The organism is Pseudomonas shahriarae, assembly GCF_014268455.2.
Classification (GTDB): domain Bacteria; phylum Pseudomonadota; class Gammaproteobacteria; order Pseudomonadales; family Pseudomonadaceae; genus Aquipseudomonas; species Aquipseudomonas shahriarae.
The window spans coordinates 1708824-1730049 of record NZ_CP077085.1 but is presented as its reverse complement, the minus strand read 5'-3'; the positions used below and the strand labels follow the sequence as shown (position 1 = coordinate 1730049).

The 21226-nt window shown below is 61.5% G+C and carries 21 protein-coding genes; 9 read left to right on the top strand and 12 right to left on the bottom strand.

Translation table 11 applies throughout. From position 1 onward, the window contains the following. Positions 1 to 16: 16 nt before the first annotated feature. Positions 17 to 481, bottom strand: a complete 465-nt coding sequence (locus HU773_RS07780; protein WP_225923868.1) for an MFS transporter — start codon at positions 479 to 481, stop codon at positions 17 to 19. Positions 482 to 571: 90 nt separating this feature from the next. Between HU773_RS07780 and HU773_RS07775 the strand changes: the two genes are divergently transcribed. Then, the gene (locus HU773_RS07775; RefSeq protein WP_057958811.1) at positions 572 to 2626 is read left to right on the top strand and encodes a S9 family peptidase; all 2055 of its coding nucleotides are present in this window, start codon (positions 572 to 574) and stop codon (positions 2624 to 2626) included. Here HU773_RS07775 and HU773_RS07770 read toward each other — a convergent pair. Next, positions 2623 to 2904: a hypothetical protein gene (locus HU773_RS07770; protein WP_057441276.1), complete on the bottom strand. Its 282-nt coding sequence runs from the start codon at positions 2902 to 2904 to the stop codon at positions 2623 to 2625. The two genes, HU773_RS07775 and HU773_RS07770, sit on opposite strands and share 4 nt — an antisense overlap. Before the next feature lie 81 nt (positions 2905 to 2985). Between HU773_RS07770 and HU773_RS07765 the strand changes: the two genes are divergently transcribed. Beyond that, positions 2986 to 3672, top strand: coding sequence for a spermidine synthase (locus HU773_RS07765; RefSeq protein ID WP_057441278.1), 687 nt, complete (start codon positions 2986 to 2988; stop codon positions 3670 to 3672). 12 nt (positions 3673 to 3684) lie between these two features. Here the strand turns inward: HU773_RS07765 and rarD are convergent, their stop codons facing one another. Beyond that, positions 3685 to 4569: an EamA family transporter RarD gene (gene rarD / locus HU773_RS07760; RefSeq protein WP_057441280.1), complete on the bottom strand. Its 885-nt coding sequence runs from the start codon at positions 4567 to 4569 to the stop codon at positions 3685 to 3687. Positions 4570 to 5180: 611 nt separating this feature from the next. Between rarD and HU773_RS07755 the strand changes: the two genes are divergently transcribed. From HU773_RS07755 to HU773_RS07745, 3 genes are all read left to right on the top strand, one after another. Further along, on the top strand, positions 5181 to 5555 hold the full coding sequence (locus HU773_RS07755) for a YajD family HNH nuclease (RefSeq protein WP_038448187.1): 375 nt from the start codon (positions 5181 to 5183) through the stop codon (positions 5553 to 5555). 182 nt (positions 5556 to 5737) lie between these two features. Beyond that, positions 5738 to 6205, top strand: a complete 468-nt coding sequence (locus tag HU773_RS07750; RefSeq protein WP_057441281.1) for an RNA methyltransferase — start codon at positions 5738 to 5740, stop codon at positions 6203 to 6205. A gap of 69 nt (positions 6206 to 6274) precedes the next feature. Beyond that, positions 6275 to 6616: a YgaP family membrane protein gene (locus HU773_RS07745; protein WP_057958810.1), complete on the top strand. Its 342-nt coding sequence runs from the start codon at positions 6275 to 6277 to the stop codon at positions 6614 to 6616. A gap of 492 nt (positions 6617 to 7108) precedes the next feature. On the opposite strand, the gene HU773_RS07740 is transcribed toward HU773_RS07745, so the two are convergent. Then, positions 7109 to 8341, bottom strand: a complete 1233-nt coding sequence (locus tag HU773_RS07740) for a hypothetical protein (protein ID WP_057958809.1) — start codon at positions 8339 to 8341, stop codon at positions 7109 to 7111. 9 nt (positions 8342 to 8350) lie between these two features. Then, entirely contained in the window at positions 8351 to 8800 is a 450-nt protein-coding gene (locus tag HU773_RS07735; protein ID WP_029292333.1) for a YcgN family cysteine cluster protein, read from the bottom strand. 153 nt (positions 8801 to 8953) lie between these two features. On the opposite strand from HU773_RS07735, the gene HU773_RS07730 reads away from it, so the two are divergent. Further along, positions 8954 to 9547, top strand: coding sequence for a nitroreductase family protein (locus tag HU773_RS07730; RefSeq protein WP_120732150.1), 594 nt, complete (start codon positions 8954 to 8956; stop codon positions 9545 to 9547). A gap of 77 nt (positions 9548 to 9624) precedes the next feature. On the opposite strand, the gene HU773_RS07725 is transcribed toward HU773_RS07730, so the two are convergent. The 7 genes from HU773_RS07725 to cynR all read right to left on the bottom strand — a co-directional run bounded on the left by HU773_RS07725 (position 9625) and on the right by cynR (position 19076). Beyond that, positions 9625 to 13023, bottom strand: coding sequence for an OspG family effector kinase (locus tag HU773_RS07725; RefSeq protein ID WP_186625253.1), 3399 nt, complete (start codon positions 13021 to 13023; stop codon positions 9625 to 9627). Positions 13024 to 13157: 134 nt separating this feature from the next. Next, positions 13158 to 14090 (bottom strand): D-2-hydroxyacid dehydrogenase, encoded by a 933-nt coding sequence (locus HU773_RS07720; protein WP_057958806.1) that lies wholly within the window; start codon positions 14088 to 14090, stop codon positions 13158 to 13160. A gap of 113 nt (positions 14091 to 14203) precedes the next feature. Next, on the bottom strand, positions 14204 to 14497 hold the full coding sequence (locus HU773_RS07715; RefSeq protein ID WP_057441287.1) for a YcgL domain-containing protein: 294 nt from the start codon (positions 14495 to 14497) through the stop codon (positions 14204 to 14206). Beyond that, positions 14494 to 15627 (bottom strand): ribonuclease D, encoded by a 1134-nt coding sequence (rnd, locus tag HU773_RS07710; RefSeq protein ID WP_057958805.1) that lies wholly within the window; start codon positions 15625 to 15627, stop codon positions 14494 to 14496. The genes HU773_RS07715 and rnd overlap by 4 nt, the downstream gene beginning before the upstream one ends. A gap of 122 nt (positions 15628 to 15749) precedes the next feature. Continuing rightward, complete coding sequence (locus tag HU773_RS07705; RefSeq protein WP_057958804.1) at positions 15750 to 16406, bottom strand: class I SAM-dependent methyltransferase; 657 nt, start codon at positions 16404 to 16406, stop codon at positions 15750 to 15752. A 98-nt stretch (positions 16407 to 16504) separates the two neighbouring features. After that, positions 16505 to 17878, bottom strand: a complete 1374-nt coding sequence (locus HU773_RS07700) for a glutamine synthetase family protein (RefSeq protein ID WP_057958803.1) — start codon at positions 17876 to 17878, stop codon at positions 16505 to 16507. Between the two features lie 286 nt (positions 17879 to 18164). Continuing rightward, on the bottom strand, positions 18165 to 19076 hold the full coding sequence (gene cynR, locus HU773_RS07695; protein ID WP_057958802.1) for a transcriptional regulator CynR: 912 nt from the start codon (positions 19074 to 19076) through the stop codon (positions 18165 to 18167). Between the two features lie 112 nt (positions 19077 to 19188). Here cynR and HU773_RS07690 point away from each other — a divergent pair, with 112 nt between their 5' ends. Genes HU773_RS07690 through HU773_RS07680 form a run of 3 tightly spaced genes read left to right on the top strand, consistent with a single transcriptional unit; the run spans position 19189 to position 21226 of the window. Next, positions 19189 to 19830, top strand: coding sequence for a carbonic anhydrase (locus HU773_RS07690; protein WP_057958801.1), 642 nt, complete (start codon positions 19189 to 19191; stop codon positions 19828 to 19830). Between the two features lie 28 nt (positions 19831 to 19858). Continuing rightward, positions 19859 to 20329: a cyanase gene (gene cynS, locus HU773_RS07685; protein WP_057958800.1), complete on the top strand. Its 471-nt coding sequence runs from the start codon at positions 19859 to 19861 to the stop codon at positions 20327 to 20329. 54 nt (positions 20330 to 20383) lie between these two features. Further along, complete coding sequence (locus HU773_RS07680) at positions 20384 to 21226, top strand: cache domain-containing protein (RefSeq protein WP_057958799.1); 843 nt, start codon at positions 20384 to 20386, stop codon at positions 21224 to 21226.

Below are 21226 nucleotides of genomic sequence, written 5' to 3'. Positions count from 1 at the left end.
TGCTGGGCAAACAACGTTAAAGACGCGGTTCGACCCGCATACCACTGACGGGGGCCGGCGCACGGCCATAGGGTTCGTCGTCCTCAGGCTCGGCCGCAACCGCTGCCGCAGCGGCGGCTTTCTGCTCACGCCGGGCCTTGGCGGCACGTTCGATGGGCCAGCGGATCAGCACAAAGACCAGGTACAGGCCAAAGGCGATCATGGCGTACATCAGCAAGTCGGACACCGCCCGCCAGGCGTTATTGCCCACTTTGAGCAACAGATCCAGGGCGGTGATGGCCACGGCCGGGGCGAATTGCTCCTTGACCGGGTCGACAATGGTCGGGCTCAACAGCAGCACCGCCATCAGCAACCGCAGCGGTTCGCGCAGCCAGCGCCAGATCCAGCGGGTCAGGCGAAACCACACCAGCAGGCAGCCCAAAGCGGCGAAGGCGTAGAGGCCCCAAGCGGTCAGATAGTCGTTCTCGGTCATGGTGTCCATGGCAAGGTAGGCAAACAGGCCCGTATGATAACGGCTTTTGAGTGCCACGGCTGCAACGCCGTCGGCCCACCCCCAGACAGAGAGTGATCCATGCCTTCATCGACCCACGCCGCTGCCGCCCCAATTGCCCGCCAGGATTCAGGCCAGGACCCGTACGCCTGGTTGCAGGAGCGCGACAACAGCGAGGTGCTCGACTACCTCAAGGCCGAAAATGCCTGGCAAGAGGCGCAACTTGAGGAGCAGAGCGCGTTGCGCGAAAGCCTGTTCCAGGAGATCAAGGGCCGTATCCTCGAGACCGACCTGTCACTGCCCTCGCCCTGGGGCCCGTACCTGTATTACACACGCACCACTGCCGGTGACGAATACGCGCGGCATTACCGCTGCCCACGCCCGGCCGACGACAGCCAGCAGATCGACGAAAGCGCCGAAGAATTGCTGCTGGACCCGAATGTGCTGGCCAATGGTGGTTTTTTCTCCCTCGGTGCCTTCAGCATCAGCCCGGACCACAAGCGCCTGGCCTACAGCCTGGATACCAACGGCGAAGAGATCTACACCCTGTACGTGAAGGAATTGTCTTCAGGCAAGGTCAGTGAACTGGCCTTCGAAGACTGCGACGGCAGCATGACCTGGGCCAACGACAGCCTGACGCTGTTCTTCGGTGAACTGGACGACACCCATCGCCCGCACAAGCTGTATCGCTATCGGCTGGACGGCACCGCCGCCGAAGAAGTGTTTCACGAGCCCGACGGGCGCTTTTTCCTGCATTGCTACCGCTCCAGTTCCGAGCGCCAATTGCTGCTGTCGCTGGGCAGCAAGACCACCAGCGAAGTCTGGGCCCTGGACGCCGAGCAGCCGCAACAGGCATTTGCCTGCCTGGCGCCACGGGTTGAAGGCCATGAATACGATGTCGACCACGGCAAGCTGGACGACCAATGGACCTGGTTTATCCGCAGTAACCGCGATGGCATCAACTTTGCGCTGTTCCAGGCGGCTGACAACGGCAGCGTGCCCACTGAAGACCAGTGGCACAACCTGATTGCCCACGATGACGCAGTGATGCTCGATGGCGTGACCCTCAACGCCCGGGCCATGACCCTGAGCCTGCGCATTGGCGGCTTGCCGGTAATCGACGTGCACCCACAAGGCCTGCCGACTTACCGCGTGGAATTACCAGACGCGGCCTACAGCCTGTACGTGCAAAACAGCCTGGAATTCGACAGCGACAAGATCCGCCTGCGCTATGAAGCACTCAATCGTCCGGCCCAGGTCCGCCAGTTGGAACTGGCCAGCGGCGCGCAGCAAGTGCTCAAGGAAACCCCGGTATTGGGCGTGTTCAATGCCGACGATTATGTCAGCCAGCGGCTATGGGCCACTTCTGCCGATGGTACCCAGGTGCCGATCAGCCTGGTGGTCAAGCGCGACCAGGTGGGCCAGCCAACGCCGCTGTACCTGTACGGCTACGGCGCCTACGGTTCGAGCCTCGACCCGTGGTTTTCCCATGCGCGCCTGAGCCTGCTGGACCGTGGCGTGGCGTTTGCCATTGCCCATGTGCGCGGTGGCGGCGAATTGGGCGAAGCCTGGTACCGCGCCGGCAAGCAGGAGCACAAGCAAAACACGTTCAGCGATTTTATCGCCTGCGCCGAACACCTGATCGCCGAGGGCCTGACCACCTCCAAACAACTGGCTATCAGCGGCGGCAGCGCCGGCGGGCTGTTGATCGGTGCCGTGCTCAACCAACGCCCGGAGTTGTTCCAGGCGGCGATTGCCGAAGTGCCTTTTGTCGATGTACTCAACACCATGCTCGACCCGGACCTGCCACTGACCGTCACCGAATATGACGAATGGGGCAACCCACAGGAGCCCGAGGTGTATGAGCGGATCAAGGCCTATGCGCCCTACGAAAACGTCAGCGCCCAGGCCTACCCGGCGATGCTGGTGATCGCCGGCTATAACGACAGCCGCGTGCAGTACTGGGAAGCCGCCAAATGGGTGGCCAAGCTGCGGGCCACCAAGACCGACGACAACCTGCTGCTGCTCAAGACCGAACTGGGCGCAGGCCATGGCGGCATGAGCGGCCGTTACCAGGGTTTGCGTGATGTGGCCCTGGAATACGCCTTTGTGTTCAAGGCCCTGGGGCTGGTTTAAGAACCCGCCGCCTTCGGCTTGCTGTCGTTTTGCTGCAGGCCGGGCAAGGTCTGGTCCTTGGGCGGCTTGGGCATTTCAATCGGTGGCAACGGCACCCCGGCCCCTTGTGGCTTGGGTGCGGTTGGCGGGGTGATTTGCGGATACGGGGTCGGCGTTGCAGTGCCCGGCGCGCCGGTGGTGGTCGCCGGCGTGTTCGGCACCGGTTGCAACTGCTGGGCATGTGCGGCACCCAATGTGAGCACACTTCCTACAATGACCGCTAGAATGCTGCACTTCATCGATGGCTCCATGGCCTGACTGTTAACCAGTCCCAAGGCTACTCCCAACCGCGCAAGAATGCCCTTCCCAATGAGATTTCCATGAAACGTTTCGTGCTGCTCGACACCACCCCGATCCCCGATAACGGCGGCGCCCTGTGCCTGTTCGAATACGGCGAGGATTTTGTGATCAAGATCCAGGGCGGTGACGGCGGGCAATTGATGAACACGCGCATGCACGGTTCCGAAGATGCCCTGGCAGAGATTCCCTGCCGCAAGGTCGCCGGACGCCCCGGTTCACGGGTATTGATTGGCGGCCTGGGCATGGGCTTCACCCTGGCCTCGGCCCTCAAGCACCTGGGCAAGACGGCCGAAGTGGTGGTGGCTGAATTGGTGCCGGGCGTGGTGGAGTGGAATCGCGGCCCGCTCGGGGAAAAATCCGGCAACCCGCTGCAGGACCCGCGCACCGTGATCCGCCTGGAAGACGTGGCCAAGGTGCTGCAAGCCGAGCCCCAGGGCTTTGATGCAATCATGCTCGACGTCGACAACGGCCCCGAAGGCCTGACGCAGAAAGCCAACAGCTGGCTGTACTCCGCCGGCGGCCTCAGCGCCTGCGCCAAGGCCCTGCGCCCCAAGGGCGTGCTGGCAGTGTGGTCGGCCAGCGCCGACAAGCAGTTCAGCGACAAATTGCGCAAGGCCGGCTTCAAGGCCGAGGAAGTGCAAGTCTTTGCCCATGGCAACAAGGGCACCCGGCATACCATCTGGATTGCCGAGAAACTCAAGGGCTGAAGGGCGCGCCGGTCAGATCGAGCGGCGCAGGCGATTCAGATGCCGCAAACCTTCCAGCACCAGCACCACCACCGCCAGCCAGATGGGCAGGTAGGTCATCCACTGGCCCGGCTTGAGGCTGTCGCCCAGCATCAGCGACACCGCCACCAGCAGCACCGGCTCAGCGTAACTGAGCAGACCGAACAGGCTAAAGGGCAACAGGCGGCTGGCGAGGATGTAGCAGTAACCTGCCGCCGCACTGACCAGGCCCATCACTGGCACCAGCCAATACAACGCCGGGCGCTGCGCCAGCGTCTCGCCGATGGGGTGGCCGCCGAGGATGAACCACAGCGCCACCGGGATCATCAGCATCATGTCCAGCCATAAACCGCCCAGGTTGTCGGTGCCACAGCGCCGGCGCAGGACGAAATACAGCGGGTAACCGACGCAGACCACCAAGGTGGTCCAGGAAAACCCACCCGTGCGGTACAACTCATTGCCCACCCCCACCGCAGCCAACACGGCGGCAATCTTTTGCAGATGGGAAAGGCGTTCGCCATAAACGATACGCCCGGTAATGACCATGGTCAGCGGCAACAGGAAGTAACCCAGGGAAACGTCCAGGCCGTGGCCATTGAGCGGCGCCCACATAAAGATCCATAACTGCACCCCCACCAGCGCGCTGGTCAGCACCACGCAGGGCAGCAAGGCCGGTTTCTCGCGCAAGCGCTTGTAGATCAGCGGCACCCATTGCCAATCCCCGGACAGGGCGAGCAGCAGCGTCATGAAGGGCAACGAAATAAGGATTCGCCAGGCAAATATCTGCTGGCCATCCAAGGGCTCAAGAAGAGAGGTAAAGAAATACAGCACGCCAAACAGGAAGGAAGCGGAAACCGCCAGAACAACACCTTTAGACACAACAGCCTCTACAACAAATTGCATGTATTGAATTGAAGACCGAGCCGTTGAATATAAGCAAAATGAGCATCAAAACTTATTAACACGCACCACAAACTTACAACTCACATAGAATATAATTCCAGAGTCATGAATTTATAAGCACAGGGTAATTCGTCGTTTTTATTATTGGAAAGACGATCATCAGACTCTTCAACCTACCCGACTTCGGTGATAGGCAGCAGCACGCTCTGGACGAGCGCCTCTGATTTGAAACGCCACAACGCCAGCCGCGGAGGCTGATATCGTGATGGGAAAACCCGATTGCACGGGAAACTAACGGTCGCCCGGAAAGACCAGGCTTATTGAATACTCGACACCACAGCGGCGGTGGGCCAAGAGGCGCCACATTAAAGAACTTGGCAAAGTTAGTCCAACACTTTCTCGCCCCAGACTAACTTTTGCGCTCTTTAACTTCCCAACGGTTTTTAAATAGATAGGCGGGCATTATTACCCCGTTCCACAGCACCCCGTCGCCGGCCGGCACCCGGGCTGAAAAAGCCAAGGGCTTATTGCCCCGCGAGCAGCTAGAATCAACGCCATCCGTGATCCACTAGAAAACAGGAGCCATGATGAGCTCAAGCAACCCGCCCTCCCACACCGCCAAGCTGGACCGCATCCTTGCCGATGCCCAGCGCGACCGGGAAATGGGCTACCGCGACAAAGCCCTGAAAATGTACCCCCATGTGTGTGGCCGCTGTGCCCGTGAATTCGCCGGCAAGCGCCTCAGCGAACTGACTGTGCACCACCGTAACCACAACCATGACGACAACCCCCAGGACGGTTCCAACTGGGAATTGCTCTGCTTGTACTGCCATGACAACGAGCACTCGCGCTATACCGACCAACAGTATTTCGGCGAAGGCTCCACCAGCAGCCCGACCATCGCCAAGGCCACGCACAACCCGTTTGCGGCGTTGGCGGGGTTGATGAAGAAGGACGACTGACGGTCGTCGCTGAACGTTACGACGTCATCGCGGGCAAGCCCGGCTCCCACATTTGAAATGTGTTCACCTGTGGGAGCCGAGCTTGCCCGCGATGACAATCGCCCAAACACACCATTTCTATAGCGACCGCTGCTCGAGCAATCCCCGTATAATTGCGGTTTTTCTCGAAGGCACCCTCTCCCGTGGGCAATAAACGCTACAGCTGCATCGGTCTGTATAACCCCAAATCCCCCGAAAACGTCGGTTCGGTCATGCGCGCTGCTGGCTGCTATGGGGTGGCTTCGGTGTTCTACACCGGTAAACGCTATGAGCGGGCCCGGGACTTTATTACCGACACCAAGAAAGTCCACCACGACATCCCGCTGATCGGCATCGACGACCTGAAAAAGATCCTGCCTCTGGGCTGCATTCCGGTTGCCGTGGAGTTGGTGGACGGTGCCCGGCCGCTGCCGGAATACACCCATCCTGATCGCGCGCTGTATATCTTCGGCCCCGAAGATGGCTCCCTCGATAAAGAGATCCGCGAGTGGTGCGAAGATGTGGTCTACATCCCGACCACCGGCTGCATGAACCTCGCAGCCACCGTCAACGTGGTGCTCTACGATCGCCTGGCCAAGGGCAATAACACCCGTTCGGGGCCCAAGTACTGATTTGGCGGGAACATCCACCTCTGGCCCGCAGTCAGTTGCATATCTATGGCCCTTTGTTGGAGACAGAACATGAGCGACAGCAAAACCCTCAAACCCATGATTGAATCGACACCGTTCCAGACCCAGCCGACCCAGAACGTCCAGGGCTGGGAGCGCATTGGCTCACTGGCCGGTGGCGTAGTGATGATGGGCAAGGGCATTCGCCGCGGTGGCTTTTTCGGCCTGATCCAGGTGGCGATTGGTGGTGTGGCCTTGGCGCGCGGGATCAGCGGCCATAGTTCGGCCAAGTCGCTGCTGGAAAAAAGCCGCCAGGATATGAATAGCGTGCGCACCCGCATCGAGCGCGCGGGTGAGGAACTGAAGAACCTCAAGACTCGGGCTGAAGTGGCTGCCGAAAAAACCGCGCCCTGAGGCACAAGCCAAAGGTGGGGGCTGGTTTAGTCGGGACGCCGCATAGGTATCTACGCAACTCTTTCGTGGTTCTTGGGGTTGTGTGCATATCCGTTGCTGGGGTCACGGCGGCTATTGGTTCCGCTCTTACAGCGGGTCACTTTTGGAAAAGAGCCCCAAAAGTAACCAAAAGGGCTCTTGCCCCACCACTCGGCACCTCGCCTAGGCTCGGTGTGCCCGTCATCCGACATTGATTTGGGGGGCCGCCGCGATGGGCCATCCATGGCCCAGCGCGGCTAACCCGGCGTCCTGCCGGGTTACCCCCCAAATCAAAATCGGATGACGGCCAGCGTGGTTTAACGGGGCGCCTAAGATCAAGATCACAAGCAAAGCGAGGCGGCCTGACAGCCGACCTGATCGTCGAGGCGTGCGCGGACTCCTGTGGGAGCTGGCTTGCCTGCGATGCGGCGACCCGACAAGCCAGCTCCTACACAAGCCTGTTTCCACTTGAGGTCAGCGCAGCAATTTGCTGTCGAGCACCACCGAGGATTGGCCGATCACGCTTTCGGCCAACTGCACAAACTCCTTGGTGCTGAAGCTGTCCAGGCGCATCAGTGCCTGGGTCAGGTCGTCCAGGGAGCGTTTGTTGTGGGTTTTCAGGCGGATTTCACGATCCAGCTCCTGCAACACCACCACTGCCCGCGCCACTGTGGCGCCGTTGACGTGCTCACCGCGTAACGTCGTTACGCCCTTGCCGTCCTTGCTCAAGCGCGCCTGTATCGCCCCATAACGCTCATCGCTGATACCGCCTGCGCGACGCAGCAGTTCGATGGCGTAATACTCCGCAAGGCCCTCACTGATCCAGTCACTGCCCTGATGGTCATTGAACCGGCCAATGGCCTGCACCACTTCGCGGATCAGCGGGCTACTACCGTTTTCACTGACCAGCGGCGTACGGCTATTGAGGTACACCGAATCGCGCCCGGCGAACGCGCCGCGGCGCATCGGGTCACTGGCGCCCACCAGCAGCAGCTTGGCCGGATGCCGGGGAAACGCCGCTTGTACCTGGGGCCAGACAAATGTCAGCAAGGTCAGCACGTCCATGCGGCGCATGGCCTGGCCCTTGGGCGAGGACACGGTGATTTCGGTTTCGCCCAGGCGCACCCGGCGGCTGCCCAGGCTGCCGGCGACCATCCAGCCGGTGGGCCGGTCGAACAGCCGGGAGACATTGTCGATACGGAACTTATGCTTGCCGATCCGTGGCCAGGCGGTCTCGACGCTTTTCCAGCCCGGCGGCAGCTCGAAGGTCAGCCGGGACACCAACTCCACGCCGTCCTGCTGGTCCAGGCGAGCCGCCGGCACCAGATCCTCGCCGCGAAACAGCGCCCAACTGGGGGTCATGCGCGACTCGTAGATGCCGGCCTTGCGCGCATGGCTCAGGCGCACGCGGTAGGTCAGGCTGGCCTTGTCGGCACCCGGCTGCCACAGGCCGCGACTGGCCCCCGCGTCAGGCGTGACCTGCCACTGGCCATCAGCCTTGAAGTCGCTGTAGTCACCGTCGCGACCCAGGTCGAAGTTCAGGCTGCGCACAGCCGACCCCTGGGACAGGCTCAGGCGCACCTCGGCCTGATCGCTCTGGGGCAACAGTTTGACGTGATAATCGAGGTCGACCTTTTTCGCCGACCACGCCGACGCGCTCAACCCCAGCAACAGCAGGCTCGCCGCCAGCTTGGCTTGGACCGTCATACGCTCTCCTCAGCCTGCGCGGAAAATCAGGTAATCCTCCCAATCGTCCTCGGGCACGCTGCCTTCGCTGAGCATGCGGCCGGACTGGGAAATGCGTTCGTGGTGCACCGCATCGCGGTCACCGCAGACCAGGTGGTGCCAGAGCGGCAAATCCTTGCGCTCACTGACCAGGCGATAACCACAGGTCGGCGGCAGCCACTTGAACTGGTCGGCCTGGCCCGGGGTGAGCTGGATGCAATCGGGCACCGAGTCCCTACGGTTGGGGTAGTCGGTGCACTGGCAGGTTTTCAGGTCCAGCAGTTTGCAGGCGATACGCGTGTAATAGACGCTGTTGTCGTCTTCGTCTTCAAGCTTTTGCAGGCAGCACAGGCCACAGCCGTCGCACAGCGACTCCCACTCCTCCTGGTCGAGGTGCTCAAGGGTTTTGCGTATCCAGAAAGGTTCGACTTTAGCGGCCATGGCTCTACATCAGTATCGGTAGGTGAAAAGGTCGCCAGTCTAGTGCCCAAGCCCCCTGGGGCCAAGCGCTTACGACTGCCGGTAAGGCGAGACTTGTCAGACGTGCAGCGGCGACGTAGTTTTGAAGGCCGTTTTTTTCATCAGGATGCGCTTATGAGCTCTGAGCCACGCGTTGCCGATTATCCGATTCATCCGCAGTTCACCGACCGTTGGTCGCCGCGTGCGTTTACCGGCGAGAGCATTGCGGTGGAAACCCTGCTGAGCTTCTTCGAAGCCGCACGCTGGGCACCTTCGGCTTATAACTCGCAGCCCTGGCGCTTTTTGTACGCGCGGCGCGATACGCCGGATTGGCAACGGTATCTGGGCCTGCTGAACGAGTTCAACCGTGGCTGGGCACAACATGCGTCGGCATTGGTGATCGTGATCTCGAAAACCGACTTTGCGGTACCCGGCGCCAGTGAAGAAACCCCGGCACTGTGGCACACCTTTGACACCGGCTCGGCCTGGGGCCACCTGGCGCTGCAGGCCAGCCTCAGCGGCTGGCACACCCACGGCATGGCCGGTTTCGATCAGGAGCTGACCCGCAAGGAACTGAAAATCCCCGAGGGCTATGCGCTGCACGCGGCCGTCGCCGTGGGCAAGCTCGGTGACAAATCGACTCTGGCGGACTACCTGCAGGCCCGGGAGGCTCCCAGCCCGCGCCGGCCTTTGACCGAGTTGGTGGCTGAAGGGGATTTCAACCTTTAAGCACGGGATCCGCCTGTGGCCAGGGCAGTCGCCGCCCCCCCTGCCGTTAAACACCGGCAGGGGGCATCGCAAGTTGCTCAAGGGGCTTTAGCGACAAGGCTGGCAAACGCCCTGCGCAGTTCCTCCTTCTGTCGCTTATAAGCCGCCATCACCACCGGCACCATAAACTCCGCGCCCTGCGAATCCATATCCACCGGATAAATCTTCTGGTCTTTGGCCGAATACATAAAGTTCTTTAATTGCAGATCATTGTGATAGATATCCTTGGCTTCCATCTGCGCCAATACATCATCCATTAATGATCGCGCTTCTGGCGGCAAACTGTTTCTTTCAAACTTACTGAGATCCACGCCATCGACTTTGCCCATCTTTATATATTTACGACCGTCCTCGATGATCACACTTGCAAACCCCTCACCATAATATTTATTCAGCGATATCGCCTCCATGCTGACGTATTCAGCGGGAGGTTTGATTGAGGTAGGGCCAAGATCCTTGTAGACACTTTTCCCGTCGCGACTTGCGTAGATGACCCCCTCGCCGCCAAGTCCAATCACCTCCCCCAGATCGTCTGCCACCGATTGCGGAGCGGCGCCGGGCAAACGCAGGCGCTGCCACTGATCGCCCTGTACATGCTGGACCAGCAGCGGTGTCTGCCGACCTTTGTGATAGATCCGAGCCTGCACCACCCCATCCTCGGTACGGGTGACTTGGCGGACTTCATAGACCGCAGTCTTACCAGCGCTGTCGGTGTGGCGGATATGGGACAGGTGGCCATCAGCCGCGACGTAGACCCCCTGACTATTGCGCGAAAGCCCGGCAATGCTTGCGGGTGCAACGCTGTACTCGAGCAGCATCCGATTGCTCAGCTCACTGCCCGGCGCAATACGCGCCACGGCAAGCGTGCCGCCCATCGCCTTGGTTTCTGCGGTGAACCCTTCAAGGGGCCCGCCATAAGGCCGCATCTTGTCGGCGTCGAAGGCATACCATTTGCCGCCCTGGAGCACCGTACCGCCCTCGACACGCTGCCCTGCGACCCTGAACGTGCCCGTGGCCGCGGTGCCATAGTCCGTACTGACCGCTTTCAACAGGTCATAGCTGCCGGAAGCCCCCCTGAGCCGGTTAACCGCCTCAATCCCTTTGGAAACGCCTTTCCCGGCTAACCTGGCACCGCCGACCGCCAACTCGCCCCACCCGCCAAGGGGGTTCAATGCACTGATCGTGGCAGCCCCAATGATCTTTGCGCCCTGTAAAACCTTCGCCGCTGCGGATAACGCAGTCCCACCCAATCGGCCCAATTTCCCTGCGCTTGCAGCGCCGGCGCTGAGCAAGCCAAAGATATCCAGCGCAAGGTCAGTAGCCCCTTCGCCATAATTACCCTGCTGGAAATTGCCAATCGCCGAATAAAACGGAACAAGGCTCAACAGATACGCTTCAGCCACTGCTGCCCTGCCCCGCTGTTTGTCCAACGTGGTCTGCCCCCGTGCGTGTTCCTTTATGTCGGGATCATCGAGATCAAGGTGTTCAACAAATGCATCGGCGATGTACCGAGTGCGATCCGAAGCAAAGCTATCCAGTAACGCGTTGCTTACCGGAACGCTTTGTTTTTTCTGCTGCACTGCGTCATTGCGCGGTATGAACTCTCGGGTCTCGCGGACAAGATTGGCCTTTCTTGAAGTGCGCACATCCGCTCGCCAGAGGTCAGTCGATCGAATAACACCTTGGGCAAAGTTGATTTCGTATGCTGCAGGCTCACCCTCCCCTTCAATTTTCAACAGCAGTTCCTGCCCCTTGGGATGATCGGTTTTATCCGTAAATCCAAGGCCTAGCGTGTGGGACAGGTTTTGATAGAAGGTGATTTTTCCATATTCGAATTTCTTCCGATCCGCCAATGGAAGCTGTGCGATCAGGTGTTTGATGGCGACAGCGATCGCAGCCTTTTTACTCCGGATCGTGTCATTGAACTGCTGGTTGAATGCCTCGGTTATGCCAAATCGGTGATTGGCATTCAACTCGGCCAGGGGGATGCGGCTGTCCGCCGAATAGAACACCGCCGGCGACGGCAGGTCCATCATGGCGATATCCAACAGCGAATGATGGCCGACCAGTGTGGTTGCCGGTGTTCCGGGACCGCCACGGGGATGATGGGTGGTGTTGATCAACGGCTCTTCAACAAGCCCGCCCAGCTCGCCAAACCGTTGCTTGAGTACCTCCAGGGCCATCGCTTTGCGACTGGGAATGTCCTTATCCAAGGACTGGCTGGCAGTGATCATTTGCCGCTGGCGGGTGTTGAAGGTGGTTTGCAGCAGGTTCAGCTCTGCGTCGCTGTAGCGCTCATCCTCCTTGCGTTCGAGCAGGCCATTGACCACGCCCCAGTCCACCAGGGCCGCCCGCTGCGGGTCGCGGGTGAGGCCAGGATCAGCCGTGCCCGCACTTTCTGCCTGCTGCATGACCTGGGCGAAGGTCATGTTCGGCACTTTCCCCGGCGACTGGGCCTCGATGGTCGCCGCAGCAATTGCCAGGCAGACCCAGGCCGGGCTGCCATAGGTCACCCGGTCCGGGATGTCCTTGACCAGAAATTCAGGCGCCTTGCGGGCCAGCAACCCATAGGCGCCTACCCCGGCCATCTGCGGGCTGGTCTTGCCACTGCTGCTCAGGTGCCTGCTCAACCTGTCCACCACGAAGGAGGCAGGTTTACCCCAGTGCGCATCGCTGGCCAGGTCGAAACCCGCCACCTTGTTGCGATGAGGCGCGGCGATGGACTGCGGATCCAACTGCACCGCGATGGCGGCCAGCAGATAGTCGTTGACGCTGCGGTCGGTGGCTATCCCGCCCATTTGCTCTTGCAGATGCTTTCCCAGCCGCTGCCCTTCAGCGGAGCTCACCAGGGATTCCAGGGCGTTGACGGGGTTGCTCGGTACCGGTGTGGCAACGGGCTGGCGCTGGTTCAGAAAATCCAGCAGCCCCTGGCCTTGTGTGCCCTGCGGCTGCTCTGCGAGGTGGCTCTGGGCGAGCGCACCCAGCCTGCGTTGCTCATCCGGGCTCATGGGCACCGGCCACGACAACCCTCCGCCAAAATCCCCAAGCGGATGCTCCAGGGCTCTTGCAGTGACTGCATCGGCGAGGCTGGTGAGATGAAAGTGGCTGAGGGGCAGGAACAGGCCCAGGTGCCTGATGACGCTCGCCAAAGTGGCGCTCTTGCCGTCTGCCAGGGGATAGGAGGAGCCGGCGTCTATGTCCAGGGGGGTATGCGCCAACGCGGCCTGCACTGCCTGGGGGGTGGCGTTTACCCCCAGCCGGGTGGCGACTTCGTAGAGCTTTTGCCCCAGTACCTTGAGGTTCTGCCTGTCGCCCAGTGCAGCCTCAAGGCCTGGCTTCTCCTCGACCAGGCTGATCCGGACCTCTTCGCCGCCAGCTGCCAGGTTGGATTCCGCCGGTGGGGGGCTGACGGGATCAGCCAACGATACGGGCAGCATGGCCCCCTGAGACGGTTGCGAAGCAACAGCGCGCGATTCAAGCATGGAGAGGCCTCCCTTCTTAAGGTCAGTGAGCCTCCCACGTTGCCGCCAGCGATAAAATCAGATGCGCGCTACTCGCGATGTGGGGTGTTTCAGTATCCCCGCTCGAAACTCACCTCGCCACGCAGCGAATCCTTGGCCTGGTACGCCCGCAGATTTTCGATAAACAGTGCCACCATGCGCCGCGGGCAGGTCGGCGCCGAGCTGTGGCCGGTCAGCAACAAGCCCCAGGCGGTCCAGAACGGATGGCGCTGTGGCAGTGGTTCCTGGCGACAAACGTCGATGACCGCGCCGGCCAGGTGCCCTTCTTTCAGAGCCTCGACCAGATCGGCATCCACCACCGCCACACCCCGGCCGACGTTGATAAACAGGCCGGTGGGTTTGAACTGCTTAAACAGCGCCGCATCGTACAGATCGTGGGTATTGGGGGTGTTGGGCAGCAGGTTGACCACATAGTCCACCTCGCCCACCAGACGGCCCAGTTGATCCGGCCCGGCTACCTCGATAAACGGGGCCTGCTCCCGGGCTTGGCTGGCAATGCCGTACAACTCCACACCAAAGGGCAGCAGGAATTGCGCCACGCTCTGGCCGATATCACCGGTGCCGACAATCAGCACCTTGCGCCCCGCCAGGCTCTGGCCCATGCGGTTGTCCCACTTGCGCTCGACCTGGCTGACCAGGCGCGCCAGCACCTCACGCTCGTGACCGAGCATGTAGGTGAGCACGTACTCGGCCATCACCTGGCCAAAAATGCCGACCGCGCGGGTCAGGCGATAATCCCGAGGCAAGCCATCGGCCAGCAGCGGCGTGATGCCAGCCCAGGTCGATTGCAGCCATTGCGGGTGATGGCCCTGGCGCAGCAGGGTTGCCAGCAGGTCCGGCTGGCCCAGCCATACCGGGCAATCGGCGGCATGGCGCGACAATTGGGCCGAGTCGCCACTGGTCAGGACTTCAAGATCCGGCGCCGCTTCGCGCAGCAGTCGGGCGTACAGCGGGTGGTCCTGTTCTGCTATCAGAACGCGCATGGTTCAAACCTTTCAAAAACAGTGCAGGCGGCCACCGACAGCAAACTGACTGCAGGGCTCGGGGCTCGCCAGGTCATTCGATTCAAACGTGTCCCGAGCGGGACACGGGTCGATCACATCGGGTCGTTACGGCGCAGCAGTTCTTCGGGCAGATGCTCGATGTACTCGTCATCCGGCGGTGGCATTTGCAGGTGGTAGCCCTGCTTTTGCAGGTTGTCCAGGACCGCGACGATATCTTCCTGCTGCAGTTTGCGTTCCGGCGTCAGCACCAGGTTGAACGCGTGTACCGGCTTGCCGAACACGGTCAGCAGGCCCTCGGGCACGCGTTCCAGGGCATCGCTTTTGAGCACATAGAGGTACATGCCTGCGCGTTTCGGGCTGCGGTAGATGGAACAAATATGTTTCAAGGCTGTTCTCCGGCAGTGGCCAGGCTGTCGAGCAGCGCCTGGCCCATCAACTCGCGGCGCCAGCCACGCAGCGAGTCAGGCAATTGGTAAGGCCCATCGGGGTAGCCACTCTTGACCAGTGCCTCGAGGGTTTTCTTGCGCAGCATCAGCTCCGGGGCCATGTCCAGGCGTTCGGCGAAGGTCTGGCCAAGCGCGCGCAGTTGCTTGATCAGCACAGCGGCATCCACCGGCAACGGCTCAGGCACGGCCGGCGGCCATTGGTCCATCGGCACACTGGCGGCACGCTTGATCAGGCCCAGCAGGAATTCGCCGTCCTGGCGCACGGTACGCGGGTGCATGTCTTCGATTTTGCCCAAGGCCGCGAGGTTATCCGGCTGGGACTTGGCCAGGGGCCATAGCGAGTGTTCGCGGACGATGCGGTTGCGTGGCAGGTCGCGGGCACGGGCTTGCTGCTCGCGCCAGGCGCACAGTTCGCGCAGGACGGCGAGCTGGGCACGGGACAGTTTCCAGGCCAGCTTGGCGTCGCGGTACACCTCGTAAGGGTCGATTTCCCGGCGCAGGTTGGCCACCAGCTCGGCGCCGTCTTCCAGAACCCAGGCGTATTTTTCGTCCGACAGTCGCGGACGCAGCCGTGTATAGACTTCCGCCAGGTGCACCGCGTCTTCAGCGGCGTAACTGACCTGGGTCTCGGACAATGGCCGCTGCAGCCAGTCCGAACGGGTCTCGCCCTTGGGCAACTCGATGTCCAGCACCGCTTGCACCAGGCGCGAGTAGCCCATGGAGAAACCGAGGTTCAAGTAGGCGGCTGCCAGTTGGGTGTCGAACAATGGCACCGGCAGGCTGCCGGTCAGGCGCAGCAGCACTTCCAGGTCTTCACTGCAGGCATGCACCACCTTGATCACCGCCGGGTTTTCCAGCAAGGCGGCCAGGGGTTGCCAGTTATCAATGGTCAGGGGATCGATCAGATAAGCGCGTACACCATCCCCGATCTGGATCAACCCGGCGATGGGATAGAAGGTGTCGACCCGCATGAATTCGGTGTCGAGGGCGACGAATGGCAACTGCTGCCATTCGGCGCAATGCTGGCCGAGGCTATCGTTGTCGCAGATCCAGTGAATATCGATGGCCACACGGCTCTCCCTTGAAGAATGGCGCGCAGTATATATCGCCAGCGGGACTTTCGAGCACCCGCAGTGTGCCAGCCATCATGAAAACTCTGACAGGAGACGAAGAATAGCCCGACAGTTGAGGGTTATCCTCTTTTGCGCAGCACATAAACCCGCCACAGGGCCGAGCCGGGCATGAACTCTTGCTGGTTCAGCACCGTAAAGCCCGCCTGGCGAAACTCCGCTTCCACCTCCACACGATGGGACAACAAGGGTTGCCCTGTGCCCGGCGGGTGGAGCTGACGATGGCGGCTGTCGCTGTCCACCGCGACAATCACCGTGTCGCGGCTGACCCGGTGAAACTCGCGCAACAGCGTCAGTCGCGCCTCGACACTGGAGACGTGGCGAAACAGTTCCAGGCAAAAAATACAGTCCACCGCGTTGGCCGACAGGCCGATGGAAAATGCCGAACCCTGGAACGTCTTGATCCGCCGCAGAAAGGCCGCGCCATAGTGGCTCTGGGCATGATCAAGCATGGTCTGGGAAAAGTCCGAGGCCAGGATCACGCGATTGCTGTGCTCGGCCAGCACCGGCCAGAAGCGTCCCGCCCCACAGGCCAGGTCCAGCAACAGGCCGGGCTCCCCCGCGACTTTCAGAGCCTGGCGCACCAGGCGCTCGTCGCGCCATAACCACAGGCGCCGCAACAAGCCTGGCGGCCGTGGGTCAGCACAGACGCGAGCGTGGTCACGGTCACAGCGCGCGGCGAATTCAGCCTCGATGGACGATGGGGGTTGCGACGACATCACGGTACTCATGTAGATGAACCGGTCTCTACGGACACTGGACTTTCAGCTTAATCACCCCCGCGTGAAAAAAAGGTCGAAAGACTCAGGGTTCATCATCACGCCTGGTGCAGGTACCAGCGCCAGTCCTGCTCGCCCACCTCGCCCATGAACTGCCGGTACTCGGCCCGCTTGACCGCCAGGTACACGCCGAGAAATTCCTGGCCGAACGCTTCACGCGCCCAGGCCGAACCTTCCAAGGCACGCAAAGTGGTGAGCCAGTCGGTGGGCAGCAGCTCCTTGGCCTGGGCATAACCGTTGCCCGTCACCGGCGCGCCGGGATCGCGCTGCTCGCGAATGCCACGGTGGATCCCCGCAAGGATGGCCGCCGCCGCCAGGTACGGGTTGGCATCGGCGCCACAGATGCGGTGTTCGATATGCCGCGAAAACGCCGGCCCACCCGGCACCCGCAGGCTGACGGTGCGGTTGTCGACACCCCAGGTGGCCGCCAGCGGCGCATAACTGTTGCTCTGGAAACGCCGGTAAGAGTTGGCGTTGGGACAGAACAGCAGCAAGGAATCGAGCAAGGTGCTGAGCATCCCGCCGACCGCCTGGCGCAGCAGCGGCGTACCGTCGGCTGCCTCGCTGGCAAACAGATTGTTGCCATCGGCGTCCGCCAGGCTGACGTGCATGTGCATGCCGGTGCCGGCCAGGTCGTCGAACGGCTTGGCCATGAAACAGGCGGTCATCCCGTGTTTGTGGGCCACGCCCTTGACCAGGCGCTTGTAACGCACCGCCTCGTCCATCGCCTGCAACGCATCGCTGCGATGCTCGAGGGTGATCTCCACCTGGCCGGGGGCGTATTCGGAAATCGCCGTGCGCGCGGGAATGCCTTGCAGCTTGCAGGCGCTGTACAGGTCGGCCAGAAACGGCTCGATCTGCTCCAGCTCGCGCAGGCCGTAGACCTGGGTCGAGCGCGGGCGACCGCCGTCCATATCCCGCGCCGGTTGTGGGCGGCCGTTACTGTCGGGCTTCTGGTCCAGCAGGTAGAACTCCAGTTCCGCCGCCATCACCGGGTAATAACCATCGGCCTTGAGCCCGTCGATGACCTTGGCCAGCAGGTGCCGGGGGTCGGCCACGGTCGCCGGCAAGCCTTCCTCCGGGTGCATGCTGACCTGCACCGCCGCCGTGGGAATCAACCGCCACGGCATGCGCTGCAAACTACCGCTGATCGGGTAGGCGCGGCAGTCGATATCCCCCACCTCCCACACCAGGCCGGAGTTTTCCACGTCATCGCCATTGAGCGTCAGGCCCAGGATGGTACTGGGCAGCGGCCGGCCGGTGGCGTAGACCGCCAGCAGTTCATCACGGTGCAGCAGCTTGCCGCGGGGCACGCCGTTGCTGTCGAGGATGAACAGCTCGAACATCTCGATATCGGGGTTTTGGTCAAGAAAGGATTGGGCTTCGTGCAGGCTGGCAAAGACGGTACTCATGGCAACTCTCTTACGTTTGCGTCAGGCAGGCGCGCGCGACGGCGCACCCGTGATGGGGGCAATCAGCGTAAGGGAGCGGTATCCGGCGGGCGGGCATGGCGGCAGTGCCACAGTGCCCAAAAGGCCAGTTCAGAAGGCAGTGCATCAACGCCCAGCCGACACACCGGGCGGCTGGGCGCGGTGGCGCCAGGCGAGGCCTCGGGGTGAGTGTCGGGGGAACCGTCCATGCAGGGATCACAGTGAAGAGATGAGCGCCAGCCTCACACGCTGGGTTACGCCCTTAAATTCAGTCTTGGTGGAGTTCACTTTCAGGATGACTAAACATTCGCCACCCACTCACCACGTCGACAAACGCCCGGCATGCCGCGCTGCGATAAGCGCCCTTGCGACTGAGCAGGGCCACCGTGCGCTGCGGCAACGGCGGGCGCAGTTGCACCGCGTGCAAGCCCTGCTGGGCCATGGCCACCTCGCGGGGCAGGATCGTCGCCAGTTGGGTATGGCGAATAATTTCAATCACCGCACTGATCGAATTGGCCTGCATGGCAATCTGCGGCGTTATCTCCAGCGTCCGGCAATAGTCATCAATGTAACGTCGCGTCGCAAATCCGCTGTTCAACAGCACCAGGGGTTGCTGCTTGAAGTCAGCCAGCTTGAGCCACTGTTTGCGCTTCAAGGTTGGATGACTGGCGCTGGCCACTACGCTCAACTCCTCGACAAACACGCCTTGGCATTCGATGTCTGGCATGTGCTCGCCGCTGAAGCCAATGCCGATATCCAGCAGATCCTCGGTCAGCGCGCGCTCAAGACGGTCCTGGGGCATTTCCTCGACGCTGACGGTGATCCCCGGATACTGCCGATAAAACCGGGCCAGCAGCGGCCCGATCAGGTACGCGGTGAACGTCGGGGTCATGGCCAGGCGTAAATTGCCGCGGCTCAGGTCCTGCACGTCATGCATGGCCCGGGTGCCCGCCTGCAGATCCTGCAGCGCCAGGCGGGCAAACCGCACATAGGCCTGGCCCGCGTCGGTCAGGTTGACACTGCGCCCGGAACGATCCAGCAGCGGTGCCCCCAGGCTCTCTTCAAGTTGCTTGATCTGTTGCGACAATGTCGGCTGCGACACATGCAACGCTTCGGCAGCCCGCGTGAAGTTACGGTGTTCGGCGACGGCCAGCAGGTAGCGGATATGACGTAGCAGCATGCAAAACACTCCAGCTATAGGCATGACTTATAGAAACCATAATAAGCCGGTCTTGGACCCTATAACCAAAAACTTCCATCCTTGCCCCATCAGCGACGCAAGGAGAAACACCATGCAGCATCTCATCGACGGCTTGCGCAAGTTCCAGAGCGAAGCCTTCAGCCAGCGCAGTGACCTGTTCAAGCAACTGGCAACCACGCAACACCCCAGCACGCTGTTTATTTCCTGCTCCGACAGCCGTGTAGTCCCGGAGTTGTTGACCCAGCAGGAACCAGGCGATCTGTTTGTGATCCGCAATGCCGGCAATATCGTGCCGTCCTACGGCCCGGAGCCGGGCGGGGTCTCGGCCACGGTCGAATATGCGGTGGCCGTGCTGGGGGTCAGCGATATCGTGATTTGCGGCCATTCCGACTGCGGCGCCATGACGGCCATTTCCACCTGCAAATGCCTGGATCACTTGCCCGCCGTGGCCAACTGGCTACGCCATGCCGAGTCGGCCAAGGTGATCAACGCCGCACGTACCCATGCCTCGGATGCAGAGCGACTGAGCGCTCTGGTACGGGAAAACGTGGTCGCACAATTGGCCAACCTCAAGACTCATCCCAGCGTCGCCCTGGCGCTGGAACAGGGCCGGCTGAGCCTGCATGGCTGGGTCTACGATATCGAAAGCGGCTGCATCAACGCCCTGGATGGCCGCACCGCTCGCTTTGTATCCCTGCTGGACAATCCACAGACCCGCGCACACGCCGCCTGAACCTTATTTAACCGAAGAGGACGTCATCATGCTGCAATCCCAATTGTCCCAAACCCCACGCCTGGCCCTGGCCGACACCGTGATTGATATCAAGGCCCGCAAAAACCTGTCCTGGCAGGACCTCAGCGACGGCACCGGCCTGAGCCTGGCGTTCGTCACCGCGGCCCTGCTCGGGCAACACCCGCTGCCCAAGGACGCAGCCGATGTGGTGTGCGCCAAACTGGGCCTGGACGCGGACGCCAGCCGTCTGCTGCAAAGCGTGCCTCTGCGCGGCAGCATCCCCGGTGGCATTCCGACGGACCCGACCGTGTACCGTTTCTATGAAATGCTGCAGGTCTATGGTTCAACCCTCAAAGCCCTGGTCCACGAGCAGTTTGGCGATGGCATCATCAGCGCCATCAACTTCAAGCTGGACATCAAAAAGGTCGAAGACCCGGACGGCGGCTCCCGCGCGGTCATTACCCTGGACGGAAAATACCTGCCGACCCAGCCGTTCTAATCCCCGGGCAACCGTCTACGCTCTTGGGACATTCACAAGAACGAGGGACGGGTAATGAAGGGAATGCTCCACGCCACCTGGCTGCTACTGTTGCTGTGTTTCAGCCAGGCCCAGGCCGCAACCCCCAATGAACAGGACGCCCAGGCCGCCAAGGCGCTGCTGGAGAAGGCCCTGGCTTATTACCACGACAACGGTGACAAGGCCTTCGCCGCCTTCAGCCGCCAGGGCGAGTTTGTCGACAAGGACCGCTATGTGTTCGTGGTCGATACCAAGGGCGTGCTGCTGGCCAGTGGCGGTCCGTCATCGGCGCTGATCGGGCGCGACGTGTCCGAAGTGCTCGGGCCGGACCTGCGCCAGTCGTTCAAGGCGGCGCTGAAGATCCCGGAAGGCAATGGCATCCAGCAGGCCGAGTACCGCTGGCAGAACTGGAACGACGGCAAGGTGGAGCGCAAACATGTGTTCTACCAGCGCATCGGCCAGCGCATCCTGGCCGTCGGCTATTACCTGCCCCGGGCCACACCCGAACAGGCCAAGGCCCTGCGGGACAAGGCGGTCAGGGAACTGGAGAAAAACGAAGCCGGCGCGTTGAAAGCCATCAATGCGCTGCAAGGCGGCTTTTTGCAGGACGACCTGTATGTGTTTGTGGTCGACCTGGATACCGGGCGCTATGTGGCCCACGGCACAAACCTGCGCCTGATCAACACCGACTTCGCCAAGGTCAAGGACCCGGACGGCAAGCCCGTGGGCGAGCCGATCCTGCAACTGATGAAGGAGCAGGATCAGGGGGAATATGAATACCGCTGGAAAAACCCGGTGACCGGCAAGGTGGAAAACAAGCATGCCTATCTGCGTAAGAGCGGGCATTTTCTGGTGGCGGTGGGTTACTACAGCCCGTAA